The 20,411-nt window shown below is 42.6% G+C and carries 26 protein-coding genes and 1 riboswitch; of the genes, 3 read left to right on the top strand and 23 right to left on the bottom strand.

The window, feature by feature from the left end:
- Positions 1 to 5 precede the first annotated feature (5 nt).
- From nusB to MHI60_RS15140, 17 genes are all read right to left on the bottom strand, one after another.
- Complete coding sequence (nusB, locus tag MHI60_RS15220; RefSeq protein ID WP_034661255.1) at positions 6 to 401, bottom strand: transcription antitermination factor NusB; 396 nt, start codon at positions 399 to 401, stop codon at positions 6 to 8.
- A gap of 210 nt (positions 402 to 611) precedes the next feature.
- Positions 612 to 1,019 carry an Asp23/Gls24 family envelope stress response protein gene (locus MHI60_RS15215; protein ID WP_034280262.1) on the bottom strand — a complete coding sequence of 136 codons (408 nt, stop codon included), beginning with the start codon at positions 1,017 to 1,019 and terminating at the stop codon, positions 612 to 614.
- 25 nt (positions 1,020 to 1,044) lie between these two features.
- A complete protein-coding gene (accC, locus tag MHI60_RS15210; protein ID WP_144484605.1) occupies positions 1,045 to 2,394 on the bottom strand; it encodes an acetyl-CoA carboxylase biotin carboxylase subunit in 1,350 nt (449 codons plus the stop codon).
- 11 nt (positions 2,395 to 2,405) lie between these two features.
- Positions 2,406 to 2,888 (bottom strand): acetyl-CoA carboxylase biotin carboxyl carrier protein, encoded by a 483-nt coding sequence (gene accB / locus MHI60_RS15205; RefSeq protein ID WP_095408980.1) that lies wholly within the window; start codon positions 2,886 to 2,888, stop codon positions 2,406 to 2,408.
- 195 nt (positions 2,889 to 3,083) lie between these two features.
- Positions 3,084 to 3,716, bottom strand: a complete 633-nt coding sequence (locus MHI60_RS15200; protein ID WP_186318657.1) for a SpoIIIAH-like family protein — start codon at positions 3,714 to 3,716, stop codon at positions 3,084 to 3,086.
- On the bottom strand, positions 3,716 to 4,387 hold the full coding sequence (gene spoIIIAG / locus MHI60_RS15195; protein ID WP_024428005.1) for a stage III sporulation protein AG: 672 nt from the start codon (positions 4,385 to 4,387) through the stop codon (positions 3,716 to 3,718). Before spoIIIAG ends, MHI60_RS15200 begins: the two co-directional genes overlap by 1 nt.
- Positions 4,380 to 5,012: a stage III sporulation protein AF gene (gene spoIIIAF / locus MHI60_RS15190; RefSeq protein WP_144484607.1), complete on the bottom strand. Its 633-nt coding sequence runs from the start codon at positions 5,010 to 5,012 to the stop codon at positions 4,380 to 4,382. Before spoIIIAF ends, spoIIIAG begins: the two co-directional genes overlap by 8 nt.
- Before the next feature lie 14 nt (positions 5,013 to 5,026).
- On the bottom strand, positions 5,027 to 6,220 hold the full coding sequence (gene spoIIIAE / locus MHI60_RS15185) for a stage III sporulation protein AE (protein ID WP_111292274.1): 1,194 nt from the start codon (positions 6,218 to 6,220) through the stop codon (positions 5,027 to 5,029).
- Between the two features lie 19 nt (positions 6,221 to 6,239).
- A complete protein-coding gene (spoIIIAD, locus tag MHI60_RS15180) occupies positions 6,240 to 6,653 on the bottom strand; it encodes a stage III sporulation protein AD (protein WP_087978339.1) in 414 nt (137 codons plus the stop codon).
- Entirely contained in the window at positions 6,650 to 6,856 is a 207-nt protein-coding gene (spoIIIAC, locus tag MHI60_RS15175; protein WP_003153142.1) for a stage III sporulation protein AC, read from the bottom strand. The genes spoIIIAD and spoIIIAC overlap by 4 nt, the downstream gene beginning before the upstream one ends.
- Before the next feature lie 19 nt (positions 6,857 to 6,875).
- Positions 6,876 to 7,391, bottom strand: a complete 516-nt coding sequence (gene spoIIIAB / locus MHI60_RS15170; protein ID WP_024428003.1) for a stage III sporulation protein SpoIIIAB — start codon at positions 7,389 to 7,391, stop codon at positions 6,876 to 6,878.
- Positions 7,385 to 8,302, bottom strand: coding sequence for a stage III sporulation protein AA (spoIIIAA, locus tag MHI60_RS15165; protein ID WP_095408985.1), 918 nt, complete (start codon positions 8,300 to 8,302; stop codon positions 7,385 to 7,387). The genes spoIIIAB and spoIIIAA overlap by 7 nt, the downstream gene beginning before the upstream one ends.
- Positions 8,303 to 8,368: 66 nt before the next feature.
- Entirely contained in the window at positions 8,369 to 8,650 is a 282-nt protein-coding gene (locus MHI60_RS15160; protein WP_024422953.1) for a YqhV family protein, read from the bottom strand.
- Positions 8,651 to 8,820: 170 nt separating this feature from the next.
- Positions 8,821 to 9,378 carry an elongation factor P gene (gene efp / locus MHI60_RS15155; protein WP_024422954.1) on the bottom strand — a complete coding sequence of 186 codons (558 nt, stop codon included), beginning with the start codon at positions 9,376 to 9,378 and terminating at the stop codon, positions 8,821 to 8,823.
- Positions 9,379 to 9,403: 25 nt separating this feature from the next.
- Positions 9,404 to 10,468, bottom strand: a complete 1,065-nt coding sequence (locus MHI60_RS15150) for a Xaa-Pro peptidase family protein (RefSeq protein WP_186318658.1) — start codon at positions 10,466 to 10,468, stop codon at positions 9,404 to 9,406.
- Complete coding sequence (aroQ, locus tag MHI60_RS15145; RefSeq protein ID WP_041086149.1) at positions 10,462 to 10,905, bottom strand: type II 3-dehydroquinate dehydratase; 444 nt, start codon at positions 10,903 to 10,905, stop codon at positions 10,462 to 10,464. Before aroQ ends, MHI60_RS15150 begins: the two co-directional genes overlap by 7 nt.
- 108 nt (positions 10,906 to 11,013) lie before the next feature.
- Positions 11,014 to 11,541 (bottom strand): YqhR family membrane protein, encoded by a 528-nt coding sequence (locus MHI60_RS15140; RefSeq protein WP_095408987.1) that lies wholly within the window; start codon positions 11,539 to 11,541, stop codon positions 11,014 to 11,016.
- Between the two features lie 223 nt (positions 11,542 to 11,764).
- Here MHI60_RS15140 and MHI60_RS15135 point away from each other — a divergent pair, with 223 nt between their 5' ends.
- Positions 11,765 to 12,721, top strand: coding sequence for a DUF1385 domain-containing protein (locus tag MHI60_RS15135; protein WP_039179902.1), 957 nt, complete (start codon positions 11,765 to 11,767; stop codon positions 12,719 to 12,721).
- A 38-nt stretch (positions 12,722 to 12,759) separates the two neighbouring features.
- Positions 12,760 to 13,155: an SA1362 family protein gene (locus MHI60_RS15130; protein WP_048239229.1), complete on the top strand. Its 396-nt coding sequence runs from the start codon at positions 12,760 to 12,762 to the stop codon at positions 13,153 to 13,155.
- Here the strand turns inward: MHI60_RS15130 and MHI60_RS15125 are convergent.
- The 3 genes from MHI60_RS15125 to MHI60_RS15115 all read right to left on the bottom strand — a co-directional run bounded on the left by MHI60_RS15125 (position 13,152) and on the right by MHI60_RS15115 (position 15,488).
- Complete coding sequence (locus MHI60_RS15125) at positions 13,152 to 14,027, bottom strand: patatin-like phospholipase family protein (protein ID WP_095408989.1); 876 nt, start codon at positions 14,025 to 14,027, stop codon at positions 13,152 to 13,154. The genes MHI60_RS15130 and MHI60_RS15125 overlap by 4 nt on opposite strands.
- Positions 14,028 to 14,131: 104 nt before the next feature.
- A complete protein-coding gene (gene mntR, locus MHI60_RS15120) occupies positions 14,132 to 14,566 on the bottom strand; it encodes a transcriptional regulator MntR (RefSeq protein ID WP_003215946.1) in 435 nt (144 codons plus the stop codon).
- Between the two features lie 85 nt (positions 14,567 to 14,651).
- Positions 14,652 to 15,488, bottom strand: a complete 837-nt coding sequence (locus MHI60_RS15115) for a biotin/lipoate A/B protein ligase family protein (protein WP_048239227.1) — start codon at positions 15,486 to 15,488, stop codon at positions 14,652 to 14,654.
- A 219-nt stretch (positions 15,489 to 15,707) separates the two neighbouring features.
- Here MHI60_RS15115 and MHI60_RS15110 point away from each other — a divergent pair, with 219 nt between their 5' ends.
- Positions 15,708 to 16,088: a rhodanese-like domain-containing protein gene (locus MHI60_RS15110; protein WP_024422963.1), complete on the top strand. Its 381-nt coding sequence runs from the start codon at positions 15,708 to 15,710 to the stop codon at positions 16,086 to 16,088.
- A gap of 45 nt (positions 16,089 to 16,133) precedes the next feature.
- Here the strand turns inward: MHI60_RS15110 and gcvPB are convergent, their stop codons facing one another.
- The 3 genes from gcvPB to gcvT are packed head-to-tail and all read right to left on the bottom strand — an operon-like array spanning position 16,134 to position 20,047.
- Complete coding sequence (gcvPB, locus tag MHI60_RS15105) at positions 16,134 to 17,594, bottom strand: aminomethyl-transferring glycine dehydrogenase subunit GcvPB (RefSeq protein ID WP_144484609.1); 1,461 nt, start codon at positions 17,592 to 17,594, stop codon at positions 16,134 to 16,136.
- A complete protein-coding gene (gcvPA, locus tag MHI60_RS15100; protein ID WP_144484610.1) occupies positions 17,587 to 18,933 on the bottom strand; it encodes an aminomethyl-transferring glycine dehydrogenase subunit GcvPA in 1,347 nt (448 codons plus the stop codon). Before gcvPA ends, gcvPB begins: the two co-directional genes overlap by 8 nt.
- 16 nt (positions 18,934 to 18,949) lie before the next feature.
- Positions 18,950 to 20,047, bottom strand: coding sequence for a glycine cleavage system aminomethyltransferase GcvT (gene gcvT / locus MHI60_RS15095; RefSeq protein WP_144484612.1), 1,098 nt, complete (start codon positions 20,045 to 20,047; stop codon positions 18,950 to 18,952).
- A gap of 201 nt (positions 20,048 to 20,248) precedes the next feature.
- A riboswitch (glycine riboswitch) is annotated at positions 20,249 to 20,355 on the bottom strand.
- Between the last annotated feature and the right edge of the window lie 56 nt (positions 20,356 to 20,411).

The following is a 20,411-nucleotide window of genomic DNA, read 5'->3' as shown; positions in this document are numbered from 1 at the left end:
TCCTCCTATTGCTGCTTTAGGTCGTTTTTAATGTTTGAAAGTACACCATTTACAAATTTCGGTGCTTTATCATCGCCGAATAATTTGGCGAGTTCAATCGCTTCATTCATTGAGACACTAAGTGGGATGTCTTCTTGATACACCATCTCGTACACAGACAGCCTTAAAATGGCTCTGTCTACGTTTGCAATACGATCGAGTTTCCAATTCACTAGATGCTGAGAGATCATGTCATCAAGCTTGTCCTTTTGTTCAAGCACACCGAAAACCAGTTCCTCGAAGAAAGGATCTGATTCTTGTTCATCCAGCGCATGTGTAATGGCCTCTTTCGGATCAATATTGCTCACATCAATTTGAAATAATGTTTGTAGCGCCTTTTCTCTTGCAGTTCTTCTTTTCATTATTTACTCCTTTAACCACTTTATCCGCTTGTCGTTAAGCCATACAGAGATCATAACATATTTTGACCGTGGTCGCACCAAGATCCATGCGAGCTGTGACGAAAAACGAATCAATCAACGCGTGACGTTATCAATATTCGGAAATTACTCAAAAATGGGCTTTAAAAAACCAAAGAGGCAATGCCTCCTTGGTTTCACTTGAACCCTTCTTTACATTTCTTGATCTACTTCAGCCTCAGGTGCTTTTGTATCAAATTGAATGCCAACGACATGAATGTTAATTTCATTAATCGTTAAGGCAGTCATGTTCAAAAGGGTTTGACGGATATTTTCTTGTACAGCAGTGGATACCTTTGGAATGGATAGGCCAAATTCAACCACACAATACACATCGATTGTGATGCCTTCATCAGAGACATCTACTTTTACACCTTTACGGTGATTTTTCTTACCAAAGCGTTCTGCTACATCAGCAGCGAAATTGCCGCGCATTTCGGCAATGCCTTCGACTTCTGAAGCGGCGATCCCAGCAATGACTTCAATCACTTCTGGTGCAATTTGCACTTTTCCCAATTGATCTTCATCAAGGTTCATTTCAAGCAAATTGTTTTCTGACACGATCATTCACCTCCGAAAGCTGTGATTATTTCATGATTTGGTATGTTTCTAAAAACTTCGTATTAAAATTACCGCTCACAAATGTTTCATGCTCGAGCAATCTAAGGTGGAATGGAATCGTTGTATAGACTCCTTCAATGACGAATTCTTGAAGCGCACGTTTCATTTTTGCAATCGCTTCTTCTCTTGTCTTACCATATGTGATCACTTTTGCAATCATGCTGTCATAATATGGCGGAATCACATAGCCCGGATAAGCGGCAGAATCAACACGTACTCCTAAACCGCCTGGCGGAAGATACATTTTAATTTCACCAGCTGAAGGCATGAAGTTTTTCTCTGGGTTCTCTGCATTGATGCGGCATTCGATCGCCCAGCCTTCATATACGACATCCTCTTGTGTAAGAGAAAGCTTCTCACCTGATGCAACCTTGATCTGTTCTTTGATCAAGTCTACACCTGTGACCATTTCTGTCACAGGATGTTCTACTTGAATACGAGTATTCATTTCCATGAAGTAGAACTTCTCTTCATTATAATCATAAATGAATTCCACTGTTCCAGCACCTGTGTATTCAACAGCTTCTGCTGCTTTTACGGCTGCTTCACCCATTTGCTCACGGATGTCTGCATTCAGTGCTGGTGATGGCGTTTCTTCAAGAAGCTTTTGCATTCTTCTTTGGATTGAGCAATCACGCTCTCCTAAATGAATCGTATTGCCATGCTGATCTGCAAGCACTTGGATTTCCACATGTCTAAAGTCTTCAATGAACTTTTCTAAATAGACACCAGGGTTCCCAAAGTTTTGCGCCGCTTCCTGCTGCGTGATGGTCACTCCGTTAATAAGCTCTTCTTCTGTACGAGCCACACGGATTCCTTTACCGCCTCCGCCTGCAGTTGCTTTAATAATCACAGGATACCCAATACTAGCTGCTGTTGAAACAGCATCATCAAGATCTTTTACAATTCCTTGAGAACCAGGAATGATCGGGACGCCTGCACTCTTCATTGTTTCTCGCGCGACATCTTTCGTTCCCATTTTGGAAATCGCTGACGCAGTTGGGCCAACAAAGATCACATTACATTCCTCGCAAAGCTCTGCGAAGTCTGCATTTTCTGCTAAAAAGCCGTATCCTGGATGGATGGCATCTGTCCCTGTTAATTTTGCTACGCTGACAATATTCGTGACATTTAAATAACTATCTTTAGAAGCAGTCGGTCCGATGCAATATGCTTCATCAGCCATTTGTACATGCAGCGCATCGCGATCCGCTTCAGAAAATACCGCAACAGTTTCAATTCCAAGCTCTTTACAAGCGCGGATAATTCTAACTGCGATTTCTCCTCTGTTTGCAATTAATAGCTTTTTAATCATGATCGTACTCCTTACTCTGCTTTCACTAGAAAGAGGGGTTGTCCGAATTCTACAAGCTGACCGTTTTCAGCTAATACTTCGACGATTTCACCTTTTACTTCTGCTTCGATTTCATTAAACAGTTTCATCGCTTCCACGATACATACAACTGAATTTTCCTTCACCTTAGAGCCTGTTGTCACGTATGGATCTGCTTCTGGTGAAGATGAAGCATAAAATGTGCCAACCATTGGGGATGTGATTTTATGCAGATTTTCAGACGCAGCTGCCTCTTGTGCAGGGGCTTCGGTCTGAGCTGGAGCTTGTGCTGTAGGAGCTTGTTGAGCTGGAGCTGCTTGGACTGGAGCCACTGGTGCTGGTGCCGCAACTTGCTGAACGACTTCTTTATTTTTTTTCAGTTTGATTTTTGCACCTTCGTTTTCGTACGTAAACTCATCGATTGTAGAGTCGTCAATTAATTTAATCAGTTCATGAATTTCTTCGATTTTTAACATGGATTTGCACCCCTATGTATGGATTTATCTTTTTATTATAGGCTAGTACTAAAAGTACATACTATAACCATCTTACAGGAGGATTTCAATGAATTCAACTACTATTGTGGTGAAGCGCCTCGCGTAAGCACCTTGGAGAGGGCGTCAAGCCGCATCAAAAAACGCCCTTTTCGGTAAAAGGGCGCCAGTTCTTTTTTATTGATTAGTCGGCTCAAAAGTGACAGCTACATTATCAAGACCTCTCATTTCTTTTGTGACCATATCAATAATATCCGCTGCTTGAGACTTTGATTTTTTATCAGAACGAACCGTGATGCTCACTTTGTCTCCTTCAGCACTTACGAGCGCATCTTTATAGCCTTTTGTTTTGATCAAGGTTTCGAGCTGACGCTCAGTTCCTTCTGCCTCACTAAGTGCGGTCATTTGATCGTATGCTTCACTTTTTTCTTGTGCCGTTGCATCGTCACTGGACACGATTTCGTTGAATTCTTCGCGCTGCTTGCTTCGTTTATCTTCAAGCTCTAGTCTGTATGTTGTAAAAAGCTCATCATCTGTTTGCTCTGACACAGCCTTTCCTTCTTCACCGCTTGTTTCGATATCCTCTTGTTTGCCGTTTGTTTCTTTGTCAGTGGATTTCTTATCTGCACCTTTTTCCGTCCCTTTATCCGTCCCTTTTTCTGTTTCAACCTTTTTCTCTTCAGTGCCTTTTGATTTCGTATCTTCTACTGTCACTGCATTTTCACCTTGTGGAGACATGATATAGTACACACTTAATACGACAACTAAACTTAGCATCGTTAATAGCCACACCGTTTGTTTTTTTAACATCATTCCGAATCCTCCTTGATTTTTTTAGGGGCAACAGCCACTCTATGGCTCGGTACATCAAGCACTCGTGTAACCGCTTCAATGATGGTTTTCTTTATTTGAACGTTGTCTACTCCTTGAGCAACAACGAGGACACCTCGAATTTCTGGCTTTTTCGTTTGAACAACAACTGGTGTTTCTTCATTACCATTTTTGATGATGACCACTTCTTCTTCTTTTGTTTGATCGGTGACACTTCGCACGCCGCCTTCTTTATCTGTTTCCTCGGTCGTTGTACTTTTATTGGATTTGTTTTTTTCAAACACTTTTAAAGAAGTTGCATCTACATTGACCACAATTGATACATCCTCAACGCCAATGATGGTCTCTAAAATTTCTTTCAGCTGATTTTCGTATTCCTGCTCTACGTCCTCAATTGAATTCTTTGGTTTACCTGAGGATGCCGGTTTGAATACCTCCTGCTCTTCTGAGGATGTTTTTTTAGATGCAGGAACCGCAGCTTGTTGTTTGCTTGATGGCGGTGACAAGATCTGACTGACTAACATGAAAGATACGCCGATAATGAATACAAGCAGCAAGTAATGGTGCTTCGTTAATTTGGGTTTTCCTTCACCTTTTTCAGGCGGCTGGAAGAATGATTTCAGCTTTTGTTTCCAGTCCTTGTTATTCATGATCTGCTGCGTCACCTCCCTCAATGTTCAGCGCGATATGCTCAGGACTCGTATTCCAAACATCAGCAAGTGCCTCTTTCACCCTCGTGATCTCTTTGCTAGAAGATCCAGCGCTTTCCTCCTTTTGCCTGGAGAGATCAATGTCCACCTTTGCCACCGTTTCTACAGCATCACCTGTGAGCGGGGAAAGAACTGCTTTGATGCGAAATTGATCCGCCTCCATATTCTGATCCAGATGCTCCTCATCAGCCAGCACTTCTACGTGTTTCATTTCATAGCTCTCCTTCTCCAGTGGCTCCTTTGCGCTTTTTTCTAGTTGGACAGCCATTTGCTTTAAAATATATGCACGCTGAGAGGCTTGTATTTCTTTTTTTTCTAAATTCATCTGATTTTTTATTTCTTCTGACTGCGCTTCTTCCTTCCCTTTCATCAATTCTGAAAAAATTTGGTCAGGATCTGCTCGAAATAAAGCAAAAATCGGATTGAGCATCACCACGATTAGCAGCAGGCTAACGACCATTTTTGCATACTTTTGCATGCTCGAATTGGGAAGCAGAAGATCAATAACAATCGCAAATAAGATAAAGAGAATAATGCTTGTGATCCATTCCGTGAGAAAGCTCAAAAGGTGTCCCCTCCTTACTTCATCATCATGGTCAGGTTACCCGCAGTAATGATGACGGTAATGCTTAAAAAGAACATGAGCGACACAACTGCAAGTGCGGCAAATATATACAGCACACTTTTTGAAATGACATCAAGACAGCTGATGATGGGTCCGCCCCCTAACGGCTGAAGGATGGCAGCCGCAAGCTTATAGATAAGGGCTAACGAAAGTACTTTAATTGCCGGGAAAGCGGCAATTGAAATCAAAATGGCGACCCCAACTAGTCCGACTGTATTTTTGAGTAAAACTGAGGCGCTGATCACGGTATCCGTCGCATCTGTAAACATTCTGCCTAGGACAGGGATGAAGTTTCCGGTAATGAATTTGGCTGTACGAAGGGCGATTCCATCAGTAACCGCCGCAGATGCACCCTGAACGGAAATGACGCCGAGAAAAACGGTTAAAAAAACGGCAAGCCCGCCAATTGCCACATTTCTTAACAGCTGAGCAAGCTGGGTGACCTTGTATTGTTCGGTTAGCGTACTAATAATGCTCAATATCGCTGATAAAAAGATGAGCGGGAGAACAACATACTGAATGAAAACACCGCTCGTGTTCATTAAAAATAAAATAACGGGATGAAAGAATCCGGCTGAGACAAGCCCGCCTGATGAAGCAATAAGCGCTAGTAAAAGAGGAATAAGAGCAAGAATAAAACTGGTCATCGTTTGAATGGCTTCTGTGGCATAGGAAATCGCCACATGAAAGCTGTTGAGTGCAATAATGATCAGCACCATATAAACAAGAGCATATGCGACTTTACTGACGGTGCTTTGTTCAAAGGCATTTTGCAAAAGCTGCAAAAGTGAACAAAAGATGGTGAGTAAAATGAGAGTACCTAGGAGCTTTCCGTTTGCAATGACCTCATGAAATAGATAATGTACAAAGGCTTTCAGCCATGTTTGGGGAGACAGCTCTTTATCGCCGTCAATCATTTCCTTCACTGTGCCCTTTTGGCTTTCTGGCAAAAAGCCGCCATACTCGTCCAATATGGTTTCCCAAAAGTCACTGATGGAATGAAGCTCAAGTGCATCAGCCTGTCCATTCGCCACTTCTTCTGCTGCTGGCTGTTCATTAGATAAAGGTTCTTTTTCTTCTGCACCTGCATGAGGAGCAATCAGCCAAAAGAAAAGCATCAATCCTATAACAGCAGTCACCCGTTTCATTGTCATCACCTCTTTTCATTTACGTCATGGACGGGATCATTCCTAAGATCGTTTCAATAATGACTGTTAAAATCGGGACTGCCATAACCAAGATGAGGATCTTGCCGCCTAGTTCTATTTTTGATGCAATGGCGCCTTGTCCAGCATCCTTTGTCAGCTGAGCGCCAAATTCCGCAATATAAGCAATACCAATGATCTTCAATATGGTTTCAACATACTTCATATTGACGCCGGCACTTGCCGCAATTTTTTCAATCATCGAGATAATGGCATAGATTTGATCAATTAAATAAAGAAAAATCACACATCCGGTAAAAACCACAAGCATAAAGGCGAAGGTTGGCTTTTGTTCTTTGACGATTAATGCTAAAAAAGTAGCGATTAAACCAAGTCCAACAATTTGTATGATTTCGATTTGTAAGCCCTCCCCTATCCTTGAAATAGAAATACGGCTTTAATCTTTTTAAACAAATCGTCTACAATGGTTGCCACCATAAACAAAATGTAGATAAACCCAAGCAGCGTCACCCACTGAGCGTACTCTTTCTTCCCCATTTGGTCTAAAATCGTATGGAGAAAGGCCACGACGATGCCTACTCCGGCAATTTGAAAAATGACGTTTACATCAACGCCCATGCTCTCGACTCCCTTCCTCTCACATCAATAAAAGAATCAGTAGTAATCCGCTTAAAAACCCAAGGCTTCTGACCATTTTTTCATTTTTTGCTTGGGCGATTTCAGCTTCTTTCTCCTCTGATTCCAAATGGCCTAAAGCAAGCTTGATATACTTTTGCTGAGAAGTGACATCATGCTGGCCAAGTGTTTCTCCAAAGTGTTTCAATGCCTCATATTCGCCTTTTTTTAATACGGTTTTTTTCCAAACATCCTCAAGACTTTCGTTCCATGCATGACGTGCAGAAAAAGTCCCCACTTTCAGCTTTTCTGCAAATTGTTCAAACAGCTGATTCACAGGAGGACCTACCTGCGCTGCAATTTGCTCTGCCGCCCGCGCTAAAGGGGTTTGGCCATACATAATTTCAGCTTCAAGAGACTGGAGAGCAAACCGCAGCTGCCGAATTTGTTTAGGTCTGTCACTATATCGTTTGGCAAACTCGAATCCTCCCCAAGTCGTAGCCGCGACAATGAAAATAGCGCCAATGAGCTTTAACACACTCCCCGCCTCCATTTCATCTCTTGGCCGTCCCCGCCGTACATCCGCCCAATCGTGCCTGGTCCATTGTTTCGATTTAATTCAACATATCGTTCAAACACACGAAGCTCCCATAACGGCTTAAATGAGGGACGTTTATATACATCTTCAAGTGAATAGCCATGAGCTGAGACGATGATGTTGACTCCGGCATGAATCGCTTCTAAAAGTGCCTCGACATCCTCACTTTTTCCGATTTCATCGACAATCATGACCTCTGGGCTCATAGACCGAATCATCATCATCAACCCTTCAGCCTTTGGACACGCATCGAGTACATCAATCCGGTGGCCAAAATGGTGCTGCGGCACCCCTCTTATACATCCGGCGATTTCAGAACGCTCATCAATAATGCCTGTTTTTCTAGGAGGAATTGTCTTTGTACCTGTACTAGCAAGACGGGCTATATCCCGGAGTAATGTTGTTTTCCCCGTTTGCGGTGGACCGATGATGAGTGTATTGTGCCAGTGTTCTTCATATAAATAAGGAAGAAAAGGAAGCGCAATCCCGATTTTTTCTTTGGCAATGCGGATGTTAAATGAAGAGATATCTCGTAACCCTTTGACGAATCCGTTTTCAACGATCACCTTTCCTGCAAGTCCCACCCGGTGTCCGCCAGATATGGTGATATAGCCCTGTTTTAGCTCTTCCTCAAGTGTGTACATGCTGTAATTGCTCAGCCTGCCTAAAAGCTGAGACGCATCTTCCCCTGTTGTGTGATAAGAAAGAAAACGTGGTTTTCCTCCTTGCATCAGTTCTATAGGACGATCCGTGCGAATGCGGATTTCTTCTATTTGCGCCCATTCTGCCTCTTTCAGCAGTCTGAGTTCTTGTCCAATCGAGTGCGGGAGAATATCCAACAAACTCCGCAACGAATTCCCCTCCTTTTTTTCTTCTCTAAAATGTATGATGTGAGCCGTTAATTATTCCAAGCCGTTTCACTTATAGATCCCAACGAGAATAAACACGACACCAATGAAAATAAACACGAGCTTGGCATAGGATAGCTGCCCGGCAATTTGATAGATTCCAATCGTCATCGTGATAATAAAAATGAGCGGCCCGATAATCGCCAATATACTATTAATGACTACCGCTTTCCGTACATCATTTGTGATTAAAATGAGGATGGCTGCCGTCAGTTCAATAGCGGCAGATAAGAACCTCATACCTGCCATTGCAGCGACTGACGGGTGTAGACCTGGGAGAAATTGTTTCATATAGAACCTCCAGCTTTTTTTACACTATATGCTTGACTAGCTGGAAGTAGTCTTGTTTTTCAGGAAGAAAGAGAGATGAATGAGAGAATTGGGAGAAGGCTTTTCTTAAGGAGTCATTTTTCCAATAAAAAAAGACTGTAAACACGAGGTTTACAGTCTTTCTTCGTTCATTACGCTCTTGAGACGTATGAGCCGTCTGATGTATTAATCACTAGTTTATCTCCTTGGTTCACAAAGAATGGAACGTTGACGATTAAACCAGTTTCAGTTTTAGCAGGTTTCGAGCCGCCTGATGTTGTGTCACCTTTAATACCAGGCTCTGTTTCTACTACTTCTAGTTCTACTGTGTTTGGAAGTTCTACTCCAAGTGTTTCAGCACCGTACATCACGATTTGAACAGACATATTTTCAAGCAAATATTTCAGTTCATCTTTAATTTGTGCTTCACTTAGTTCAAGCTGCTCATAAGAACTTGTATCCATGAAAACATGCTGATCGCCATTTGCATACAAGTATTGCATTGTTTTTGTTTCGATTTGAGCTTTTGCTACTTTTTCGCCTGCGCGGAATGTTTTTTCTTGAATGGCACCAGTACGCAGGTTACGCAGTTTCGAACGAACAAACGCTGCGCCTTTCCCTGGTTTTACGTGTTGGAAATCCACTACTCGCCAAATACCGCCGTCCACTTCAATTGTCAGGCCAGTACGAAAATCGTTTACTGAAATCATTTTGTCATCCTCCTACATTTCACCATCATAATATGATAAGTTCTTTCGGTGAGTGGGTCAATCGTTTATTGCCGTCAGCTGTCAGGACAATATCATCCTCAATTCTCACGCCGCCGACATCTGGCAAGTAAATTCCCGGCTCAACTGTGACGACCATTCCCTCTTCTAAGACGACCTCTGATCGTGAGGAAAGGCCTGGTGCTTCATGTACTTCCATACCCAGCCCGTGCCCAGTTGAATGCCCGAAGTATTGACCATAGCCATACTTTTCAATGATGTCTCGTGTGATGCGATCAGCTTCTTTTCCTGTTAAGCCTGGCTTGATTCTATCCACACCAGCGTTTTCTGCTTCTAATACGATATGATAAATTTCCTTTAGCTTGTCGCTTGGTGTTCCAACAGCAATCGTTCTTGTCATATCAGAACAATAGCCTTTATAGTAAGCACCGAAATCGAGTGTCACTAAATCACCAGATTCTATGACCTTTTCACTCGCTCTTCCGTGCGGGAGGCTTGAACGAACACCTGAGGCAACAATCATATCGAATGAAGATCCTTCAGCACCTTCTTTTCTCATGAAAAATTCAAGCTCGTTCATGACAGCAATTTCCGTCAGGCCCGGCTTGATGTAAGTGAGAATATGATCAAAGGCGTGATCTGCAATCTTCGCAGCTTCCTCTAATATCTTAATCTCTTCACTAGACTTAATCAAGCGCAACTTTTCAACTGATTCAGAGACTGGAACAAGCTCTATATCACCTGCTTTGGCTGCGTACTGCTGATATGTGGCAAATGTCATATGGTTTTGTTCAAACCCAAGGCGTTTCACTCCAAATTCCTTTGCCGTTTGGGCAGCCGTTTCCACAATGTTTCCTTTATGTTCAATGATGTCATAGCCTTTGACTTGATCCTTCGCTTGCTCTGTATAGCGGAAGTCTGTGATAAAAGCTGCCCGGTCCTTTGAAACAACTGCAAGACCGGCTGATCCGGTAAAGCTGGTCATATACTGTAAATTAAAACTGCTTGTAATGACAAGGCCATCGATCTCTAATTCACTTAAAAGTGCTCTTAGTTTTTCAAGTTTCATGATGCTGCTCCCCCTTCACTGACTAAATAGCGAATCGCCAATTTATACCCTTCTAAGCCAAGTCCAACGATTTGCCCTTGGCATACTGGAGCAAGTACAGAATGATGGCGGAATTCCTCTCTCTTATGAACATTTGAGATATGTACTTCAATGACAGATAAAGAAATACTTGCAATGGCATCTCTCAGCGCATAGCTGTAGTGGGTAAATGCACCCGGGTTAAACACGACACCATCGTACTGATCTTCTGCTTCGTGGAGCGCATCAATCAAATCCCCTTCATGATTCGATTGAAAGAACGTTAATTGAATGTTTGCTCGTTCTGCAAACTGGAACAAATCTGTCTCTAAATCGGTCAGCGTCTTACTTCCATAAACAGCAGGCTCTCTTTTGCCAAGCCTATTTAAATTGGGTCCATTCAGCACAAGAAAATGAGGCATATGAACACTCCTTCACCCTAATTTAATCTATAATGATATCTATTTCTTTTTCCTTAGAAACCTTTCGTTTCCAAAAATATTTTATCATATGAATAGGTGATTTACACTTTATTCTGTCTTTTTCCCGAGTGCCCTCGCAAGTTTCTGACTCGTCAATTCATTATATTCAAACGAAATGCTGTACCCGACAAACATGCCATATAAAATATATAGGCAAAATGTCGTGACAATGGTGCTTTGCTGCAACTCTTGTACTTGCTTTACATCTGGGAAAATGGGATTAAACACGTAAAAAACGAGCAGCCATAAAAGCCCGCCATATATCAAACCCATCCAAAAACCTTTGATCCTTTTTAAAAGCCCATAATAAATAAAGGCCGCTCCAATCGATAAAATTCCTAACAGCACAATACTGATAAAAGTGCCAAGTCCTCCCTTTTTCCAATCTCCAAGTACAAATGGCTGAAGCAGCATATTCGGACTCACCTCTGAAAAATGAAACACATGGGTCAGAAACCCGATAAAGCCCCAAAAAACACCACCGACAAAACCTGTAGCAGCTGCTCTTGCCACAAGTGATGTCGTTTGCACGGACTGATTTTTTTCTTCTTGGTTTTTCTTTTCATCACGTTTCAATTGTGAACACCTCCAGCAAGTAGTATGTCCAAAATGTCATGAAAAAAAAGGATTTCCATGCGTGAGTGTAAAATTTTTATAACAGGGTATACTGGCTAAAAAGAGGTAGATAGAATTCTAGTAGATAATCGACCTGTGCGCTAGTGATTTCCCCTCATTTCCTGTACAATAAAGGTATAAGGAAATGCATGTAAATTACAGGAAACAGGCAGGTTGATGAAATATGTCCAATCAAACAAAACCTCCAGCATATGGAGGGCAGGCAGTTGTCGAAGGTGTCATGTTCGGAGGTAAAAAGAACTATGTGACAGCGATTCGGCGAAAGGACCAGTCCATTGAGTTTTTGAAGCTTCCCCGGACCTCCAATAAACGAACCGCCTTTCTCAAGAAAATCCCCTTTGTCAGGGGTGTTGCTGCACTTGTTGAAGCAAGCGCAAACGGCAGTAAGCACTTAAACTTCTCCAGTGAGCGATATGACTTAGATCCTTCTGAAGATCACACTCTTGAAAAAGAACAAAAAGGCTCGAAATTATCCATGATCTTCGGCATTGCTGTGATCGGAGTTCTCTCTCTACTCTTTAGTAAATTTGTCTTTACACTGGTACCTGTCTTTTTAGCAGAGCTTGTGCGCCCCATCTTTTCAGGGAATTTCGCACAAATCGCAGTTGAAACATTCTTCAAATTGGTCCTTTTATTAGGCTATATTTACTTTATTTCCATGACCCCTTTAATTAAAAGAGTATTTCAATATCATGGGGCAGAACATAAAGTCATAAACTGCTATGAACAGAACCTTGACATCACAGTGGAAAATGTCCAAAAGCAATCCCGTCTGCATTATCGATGCGGCAGCAGCTTTATTTTATTCACTGTCATTGTCGGGATGTTCGTCTATTTACTCGTACCGACAGATCCTTTATGGGTGAGAGTTCTGAACCGCTTGGCGCTCATTCCGGTTGTTCTGGGCATTTCATTTGAAGTGCTTCAGCTTACGAACAAACTCCGAGAAGTGCCTGTGCTTAAAGTGCTTGGCTATCCTGGCCTTTGGCTGCAATTGCTCACAACAAAAGAACCCTCTGACGATCAAGTCGAGGTAGCCATTGCAAGTTTTAATGAACTTCTTCGTTTAGAGGAAGCGTCTCTGAAACAAGCGTCAGATTCTGCTCATCAAGTGATCTAGCTTATAAATCCGGTAAATTCCTTCGGAGGTGGACAGTTATGAATCGCCGAGTACATCCTGCTTTTACCATTATTTTCGCTTTAGGTGTTTTGGGATTTGTGTACTTACTCACAACGAACCCAGGCAGACTTGTTACCATGCTGCTATCTGTTGTGATCATTGGAGCGGCCCTATTTTTCCTATTTAGATGGCTGATGAATCGAAGAACTGGAACAGAAGGCAATCTTTATCGTAAAGCAGTCAAACAATCAAAACGTCGCTACCAGCAGCCTAAACCAAAAACGAAAAGCCAGATGAAAAATCGGGTCACTCATTTGCGAAGCGTGCCGACTGACCACAAGTCTAAGCCCGTCCTTCTCAAAAAGAAAAGCCAAACACATTTGACTGTGATTGAAGGCAAGAAAAACAAAAAGAAGAATCGCGCCTTATTTTAAAATGTCCAGCTTTTTAAAAATTGCTCGGCCTTCTGTCTGCCTAGATCGACGAGCGCCTTTTTCTTTTCTGTCATGAGTTGAAAATCAGTGGCAATGACGTGTTCTACAGGAATAAAAATAACATGACGTTCGTGTTTTGTGGCGATATGTCTTTCGTCATGAGCACCACGCATCGTTTCAAAAAGAGCGCCAAACAGTTCAAACGCATTGCGGATGGAGTGTTGAGGGCGTTCTTTTTCGTTTGGGGTTAATGTGACACCGACGAACGGTCTTTTTTTCTCTTCAGCAAACAGCCAAATTGGAAAATTGCTAAGCACTCCTCCATCTACAATGGTACAAATGCCTTTTGAAGACTTCAGTTTGACAGGTTCGAAAAAATACGGCAGGCTGCAGCTCATTCGAATGGCCCTCGCCACGGAAAACCGCTCTGGATTTAAGCCATATGAAGGAAGGTCGTCTGGCAGTACGAGGATTTTTCCATTCGTTAAATCGGACGCAACAATTTTCAGCGAATCTTTTTTGAGGTCTCCAAACACGGTGACCCCTTTTCGTTTTAGCACATCGGTCAGCCATTTTTCCAGCCGGTCTCCTTTATAAAGACCTAGACGCCAGTAAATGGATACCCACCTGAGCATTTTAAACGGGATGAATTGACATCGCCTATCAAGCAATTTGTGTTCATCCATTTCATCTAAAAGCGACCGAATTTCCTGGCTTGTAAAACCCGCTGCGATGAGTGAAGCAATGATTGCTCCTGCACTTGTACCAGCAAGGCGGACAAATTGAAATCCTCTCGCTTCAAGCGCTTCATAGGCACCTGCAAGCGCTGCCCCCTTAATGCCTCCACCTGAGAACACACCATCTATCTTCATCAAGGAGCCCCCTTTGATTTCACGCTAATAATAGTGTAGGAGCATTTGCTTTCAATTAGAACTTTAATCAAAAAGGACACCCTTAGCACAGGTGTCCTTTTTGATTAAGATTCTTGATTTGTTTGTTCGTTTTTCTTTTGAATCGCTTTCAGCTGAACAGATCGCTCATCGTTTTCTTCAAAGAATTGAACAAGATCGCCGATGCGGTCAATGCTGTTCCAGCTGAGATGATGTTCAATGCCTTCTACATCATCATAAATTTTCTCTTCATCTACACCAATGATTCTTAAAAATTGCTCTAGCAGTTCATGTCTGTATACGAGACGTTTTCCAATTTTTTTGCCTTTCGGGGTTAAAATTAGACCACGATACTTCTCATAAATGAGGTATTCATCTTTATCTAGCTTCTGAACCATTTTTGTTACAGAGGAGGGATGGACAGCGAGTGCTTCTGCAATATCAGAGACTCTGGCATATCCTTTTTCTTCTATCAGCATATAAATTTGTTCAATGTAATCTTCCATACTAGGCGTAGTCATAAAACCCCTCCATAATGCACCTTTACTTAATAATCAACCCAATTCTACACCAACGTTCATTAAAAAACAAGGAGTGTCCATCGTCTTAACGCTTGTAATTCCAATCATCTGAGGCATATTTCGTTTTGGCGAGATGATGGACAAACGCTAATTCTTCATCTGTCAGCTCATAAGGCTCAAGCTCAATATTTAATCCTTTTTCAAACCCTTTTTTAAACGCAGCACGCGCATCGTCTATCGTACATGTTCGGTCTGAGATTTCATTGATGGCAACCGCTTTGTTTTTAAAGCTTCGCTGCATCCGCTCTCTCACCCGGTCGTTTGGATATAGGAACAAATCGAACAATTTGTCCTCATCAAGGTCAATTAAAATAGATCCATGCTGGAGGATGACACCTTTTTGTCTCGTCTGAGCACTGCCCGCTACCTTTCTGCCTTCTACAACAAGCTCGTACCATGAAGGGGCATCAAAGCATACAGATGATCTTGGGTTTTTTAAGCTTTCCTTTTCTTTATCTGTACGAGGAATGGCAAAATACGCATCGAGTCCCAGCTCTTTAAAGCCCTCTAAAATGCCTTCTGAAATAACGCGGTACGCCTCTGTCACCGTCGCTGGCATTTCTGGATGTTCCTCTGACACAATCACGCTGTAGGTCAGCTCCTGATCATGAAGTACTCCCCGTCCTCCGGTTGGTCTGCGGACAAATCCAAGACCATATCGCTTGACGGCTTCTAGGTTGATTTCTTTTTCAACGTTCTGAAAATACCCAACAGATAATGTCGCCGGATCCCATCCATAAAAGCGGATAACAGGCGGGATGAGCTTCTCACTATGCCAATAAAGCAAAGCTTCGTCCATTGCCATGTTAAAGGCAGGGTCTTGGTTTCCTGAATCAATGAAACACCATTTCTCTTTTTGCATATAAAATCCCTTCTCTTTTACGTAGTCAATGTTAGATGATGGTGGTGACCACCGGTTTTCTCTCTTCATCAGTCTATCAAATAGGGACGGAATTGAAAATAATTCTTACCATTTATGATGACAAGTTTCTTATGCTTTACTATAATAGTATTTGTCTAAAACGTACCATCAGACAGGCTACTGTGCTGATGCTCAAGAAGGAGTCGAGTTGTATTGTCAATATTCAACTATATCGTCCTCTCACTTTGTGGACTTTTCGTTCTTTATTCCATCGGCAGCTACATTTATCAGCAGCGCATTATGAAAACGCTGACGGAAGAAGAATTTATTAAAGGTTACCGCAAAGCCCAGCTCATTGATGTGAGAGAGCCAAATGAGTTTGAAGGCGGACATATTTTAGGGGCAAGAAATATCCCCCTTTCCCAACTAAAGCAGCGCAAAAATGAAATACGTCCTGACAAGCCTGTTTATCTCTATTGTCAAAATAATTTCAGAAGCGGAAAAGCAGCCCAAACTTTACGTAAAAACGGCTGCCGTGAGATTTATAATTTAAAAGGCGGCTTTAAAAAATGGGGCGGCCGCATCAAAACGAAGAACTAACAAAAAAGACTCTGGGAGCATGATTTCCCCCTGAGTCTTTTTTCTTTATTTTCTTTCAAAAACGAGAACTGGATTCCGCGCGGCCTTTGTTTCGTCCATACGTTTGACAACCGTTGTATGCGGCGCTTCCTGCACCACTTCGGGATTCTCTTCTGCCTCTTTTGCAATTTGAATCATTGCTTCGATGAATGCATCAAGTGTTTCTTTTGATTCTGTTTCAGTCGGTTCAATCATGATACATTCCTCTACATTAAGCGGGAAGTATATCGTTGGCGGATGATAGCCAAAATCAAGTAATCGTTTGGCAATATCCAGTGTCCGCACACCTAATTTTTTCTGACGTTTACCTGAAAGGACAAATTCATGCTTACAGTGACGATCAAACGGCAAATCGTAATGAGCACTTAAGCGTCGCATCATATAGTTCGCATTTAACACCGCATTATCGGTTACAGCCTTTAAGCCGTCTGGACCCATAGAGCGGATGTATGCATAAGCTCTGACGTTAATGCCAAAGTTGCCATAGAACGGCTTCACGCGCCCAATTGATTCTGGACGGTCATGATCAAAATAAAAACGACCTTCCTTCTTCACAAGCACCGGCTTTGGCAAATACGGAATCAAATCCTTTTTGACGCCAACAGGACCTGAGCCAGGACCTCCGCCTCCGTGCGGGCCTGTAAAGGTTTTATGAAGATTTAAGTGGACAACGTCAAATCCCATATCTCCTGGTCTTGCTCTGCTTAAAACAGCGTTCAAGTTGGCTCCGTCATAATAAAGCTTACCGCCAGCTTCATGAACGATTTCAGCCATTTCTAAAATATTTTCTTCAAAAAGGCCGAGTGTATTCGGGTTTGTAAGCATTAAAGCTGCAGTTTCTTCATTGACAACGCGGCGTAAATCTTCTAAATCAACAAGTCCGTTTTCATCAGATGCGACGGTAATAGTTTCAAATCCAGCCACTGTCGCAGATGCCGGATTCGTTCCATGAGCAGAATCAGGCACAATGACTTTTGTACGATGATGATCTCCTCTTGCTTCATGATACGCACGGATCATCATAAGTCCCGTCCATTCGCCATGTGCTCCTGCCGCAGGCTGTAATGTCACAGCGTCCATCCCCGTAATTTCTTCAAGATGGTCACCTAGATCGTATAGTAATTCTAATGCACCTTGCACAGTGTCTGCCTCTTGCAGTGGATGGACTTGTGAGAATCCTGCAAGGCGTGCAACCTTTTCATTAATTTTTGGATTATATTTCATCGTACAAGAGCCAAGAGGATAAAATCCGGAATCGACCCCATGATTGCGTCTTGATAATGCTGTATAATGACGCATAATATCAAGCTCAGATACTTCAGGAAGCTCAGCATCCTCATTACGGATATACGTCTCATCAAATAAAGACGGGATCTCCTGTTCAGGTACATCTAAATCAGGCAGGCTGTACCCTATTCTTCCTTCTTTAGATAATTCAAAAATAAGCGGCTGATCTTGTTTATTCATGGCGATCCCCCAATTCCTTGATAAACGTATCAATTTCTTCTTTTGTTCTTAGCTCTGTCACGGCTACAAGCATGTGCTGCTGAAGCTCTGGGTAGTCTAGCCCTAAGTCGTAGCCGCCGATGATTCCTTTTTCCAGCAATCGTTTATTGGCTTCTTTCACAGGCTCCTGTAACTTGATCACAAATTCATTAAAATGAGCTCCTTCTACATCCGCCTGCAGTCCATATTTTTCTGCCTGCGTCTTGGCATAATGGGCTTTTTGCACGTTTTGATAAGCGATGTCTTTTATGCCTGTTTTCCCTAGTGCCGTCATGGCAACAGAAGCAGCTAATGCATTTAATGCTTGGTTTGAGCAAATATTTGACGTCGCTTTATCTCTTCGAATGTGCTGCTCACGCGCTTGAAGGGTCAGGACAAATCCACGAACACCATTTTCATCTTCTGTCTGCCCGACTAAACGACCTGGCACTTTTCGCATCAACTTTTTCGTCACAGCAAAATATCCGCAATGAGGTCCGCCAAATGCAGCTGGGATGCCGAACGGCTGCGCATCACCAACGACAATATCAGCCCCGAGTTTTCCAGGCGGCGTCAATAGCCCGAGTGCGAGGGGATTACCAGAGACAATGAACAGGCTTTTTCCTTTATGTGCAATAGGTTCAATGTCTTTTAACGGCTCGACTACACCAAAAAAGTTTGGATATTGCACGAGAACTGCTGCTGTATCATCGCAAACGGCCTTTTCCAATGCAGCTAGATCTGTCTGCCCTTTTTTCGCAGGTACTTCAACGACTTCAATATGCTGTCCTTTGGCGTATGTTTTCAGCACCGCTCTTGATTCAGGGTGAACCGTTTCAGAAACAACCACTTTTTTCTTCTTTGTGTGTCCCGCAGCGAGCATCGCCGCTTCAGCTAGTGCCGTCCCGCCATCGTACATCGAGGAGTTGGCCAGATCCATACCAGTCAGCTCAGCAATCATTGTTTGAAATTCAAAGATGGCTTGCAATTCACCTTGCGAAATCTCCGGCTGATAAGGTGTATACGCTGTATAAAATTCAGAGCGTGAGATAACATGATCGACAATGACAGGCTGGTAATGATCATATACACCTGCACCAAGAAACGATGCATAGGAAACTGTATCCTTATTCTTTGCAGCTAGCCGGGATAATTCCCTTACAAGCGCTGTTTCAGATGCGGCTTCTTTGATGTTGTATGCTCCTTTGAATCGAACTTTCTCTGGGATATCTGAAAAAAGCTCATCAATCGACTGAACGCCGATGACATCCAGCATTTCTTTTTGATCTTGCTCTGTTTGCGGCAAATACCTGTGCTTCATCCTCTATTCCCCCTCGTTATTTGGCTCTTTTATAAAATGGTGTTGCGACGATTTTGGCTTTTAGACGTTTTTTGCGAACTTGTACTTCAACCTCTGTTCCAAGCTCCGCCTCTGAGGTTTCAATCAAAGCAAGCCCGACATTTTTCTTTAATGTTGGGGATTGGGTACCCGTTGTGACAATCCCAACCTGCTTTTCTCCTGAAAAGACTGGATAATCTGTACGCGGAATCCCTTTATCAATCATTTCAATGCCGACAAGCTTTCGCTTCAGTCCCTCTTCTTTTTGTTTTTTGAGTGCTGCTTTTCCGATAAAATCAGCTTCTTTATCCGTTTTGATAGCAAAACCAATGCCGCCTTCTAATGGAGAGATATCCTTTGTCAGCTCCTGGCCATAAAGCGGGAGCCTTGCTTCAAATCTCAAGGTGTCACGTGCACCGAGTCCGCATGGTATTAATCCTTTTGGCTGACCTGCTTCTAATAAAGCAGTCCAAATATGGACCGCATCTTCTGACTGGCAGTAGATTTCAAAGCCGTCCTCCCCTGTGTAGCCTGTTCTGGAAACAAGCACTTCTTTACTTGCGACCTCAGCTTTTGATAAAAACGTAAATGGTTTAAGCGATGTCACCTCTTCATCCGCCACCTCTTTGATGATGTCAGCGGCAAGAGGTCCTTGAAGCGCTAGCAAGGCGGTTTGATCAGAAATATTTTTGATCAATACGTCATCCTCCCCTTGGTGCTTCAAGAGCCAATCTACATCTTTTTCGATATTTGATGCATTGATGACAAGCAAATAGTGATTCTTTTCTTTTTGGTAGACGAGCAGGTCATCTACCGTTCCGCCATCTTCATAACACATGGCTGTATATAGTGCCTTACCGTCTGTCAGCTTAGACACATCATTGGTTAATAACCTTTGTAAAAAAGGAAGGGCATCTTGACCTTTGACGTCCACCTCACCCATGTGAGACACATCAAAAAGCCCTGCTTTTGTTCGAACAGCTTCATGTTCTTCTTTAATGGAAGAAAATTGGACAGGTAATTCCCAGCCCCCGAAGTCAATGGTTTTTGCGCCAAACGTTTCATACGCATGAAAAAGCGGTGTTCGTTTCAACATCAATCGTTTCCCCCTTTTTTCTTACAGTGCAAATGCAAGCTGAATTTTCAGAAAAAAATCACAGCAAAAAAGGACAGAGCGCTCCCTTTTATCAAAAAGAAGTCTCTGTCCTTGCACCTGAAAGTTTACAGCACAACATCATTGTGCGTTTTCCCCTTTGGTGGTTTGCTAAAACCCTTAAGCAAACACTCTCCAGAGTTGCGTCCGGTAAGAGTACTTTTGCCTGAGAGATTCACTGAATCATTCAGCTTGCTCCTTCGGCGCCTGCCAGTGCAAAATAACCGCCAAGTCTCTCCCCATACCATCATCCGCTCATATTTTTCACATCTATTGGACATACTATCAAAATGGGTGACTTATTTTC

The sequence above is a fragment of the Bacillus sp. FSL K6-3200 genome (assembly GCF_038630485.1).
Lineage (GTDB): Bacteria > Bacillota > Bacilli > Bacillales > Bacillaceae > Bacillus > Bacillus safensis.
The sequence above is the reverse complement of the archived record's forward strand: the minus strand, read 5'-3'. Positions and strand labels throughout refer to the sequence as shown.

Bases quoted from the DNA above. Each gene is read 5' to 3' on its own strand.
- nusB (WP_034661255.1), bottom strand. From the start codon at position 401: ATGAAAAGAAGAACTGCAAGAGAAAAGGCGCTACAAACATTATTTCAA.
- accC (WP_144484605.1), bottom strand. From the start codon at position 2,394: ATGATTAAAAAGCTATTAATTGCAAACAGAGGAGAAATCGCAGTTAGA.
- accB (WP_095408980.1), bottom strand. From the start codon at position 2,888: ATGTTAAAAATCGAAGAAATTCATGAACTGATTAAATTAATTGACGAC.
- MHI60_RS15200 (WP_186318657.1), bottom strand. From the start codon at position 3,716: ATGTTAAAAAAACAAACGGTGTGGCTATTAACGATGCTAAGTTTAGTT.
- spoIIIAG (WP_024428005.1), bottom strand. From the start codon at position 4,387: ATGAATAACAAGGACTGGAAACAAAAGCTGAAATCATTCTTCCAGCCG.
- spoIIIAE (WP_111292274.1), bottom strand. From the start codon at position 6,220: ATGAAACGGGTGACTGCTGTTATAGGATTGATGCTTTTCTTTTGGCTG.
- spoIIIAC (WP_003153142.1), bottom strand. From the start codon at position 6,856: ATGGGCGTTGATGTAAACGTCATTTTTCAAATTGCCGGAGTAGGCATC.
- MHI60_RS15160 (WP_024422953.1), bottom strand. From the start codon at position 8,650: ATGAAACAATTTCTCCCAGGTCTACACCCGTCAGTCGCTGCAATGGCA.
- efp (WP_024422954.1), bottom strand. From the start codon at position 9,378: ATGATTTCAGTAAACGATTTTCGTACTGGCCTGACAATTGAAGTGGAC.
- aroQ (WP_041086149.1), bottom strand. From the start codon at position 10,905: ATGCCTCATTTTCTTGTGCTGAATGGACCCAATTTAAATAGGCTTGGC.
- MHI60_RS15135 (WP_039179902.1), top strand. From the start codon at position 11,765: ATGTCCAATCAAACAAAACCTCCAGCATATGGAGGGCAGGCAGTTGTC.
- MHI60_RS15130 (WP_048239229.1), top strand. From the start codon at position 12,760: ATGAATCGCCGAGTACATCCTGCTTTTACCATTATTTTCGCTTTAGGT.
- MHI60_RS15125 (WP_095408989.1), bottom strand. From the start codon at position 14,027: ATGAAGATAGATGGTGTGTTCTCAGGTGGAGGCATTAAGGGGGCAGCG.
- mntR (WP_003215946.1), bottom strand. From the start codon at position 14,566: ATGACTACGCCTAGTATGGAAGATTACATTGAACAAATTTATATGCTG.
- MHI60_RS15115 (WP_048239227.1), bottom strand. From the start codon at position 15,488: ATGCAAAAAGAGAAATGGTGTTTCATTGATTCAGGAAACCAAGACCCT.
- gcvPB (WP_144484609.1), bottom strand. From the start codon at position 17,594: ATGAATAAACAAGATCAGCCGCTTATTTTTGAATTATCTAAAGAAGGA.
- gcvPA (WP_144484610.1), bottom strand. From the start codon at position 18,933: ATGAAGCACAGGTATTTGCCGCAAACAGAGCAAGATCAAAAAGAAATG.
- gcvT (WP_144484612.1), bottom strand. From the start codon at position 20,047: ATGTTGAAACGAACACCGCTTTTTCATGCGTATGAAACGTTTGGCGCA.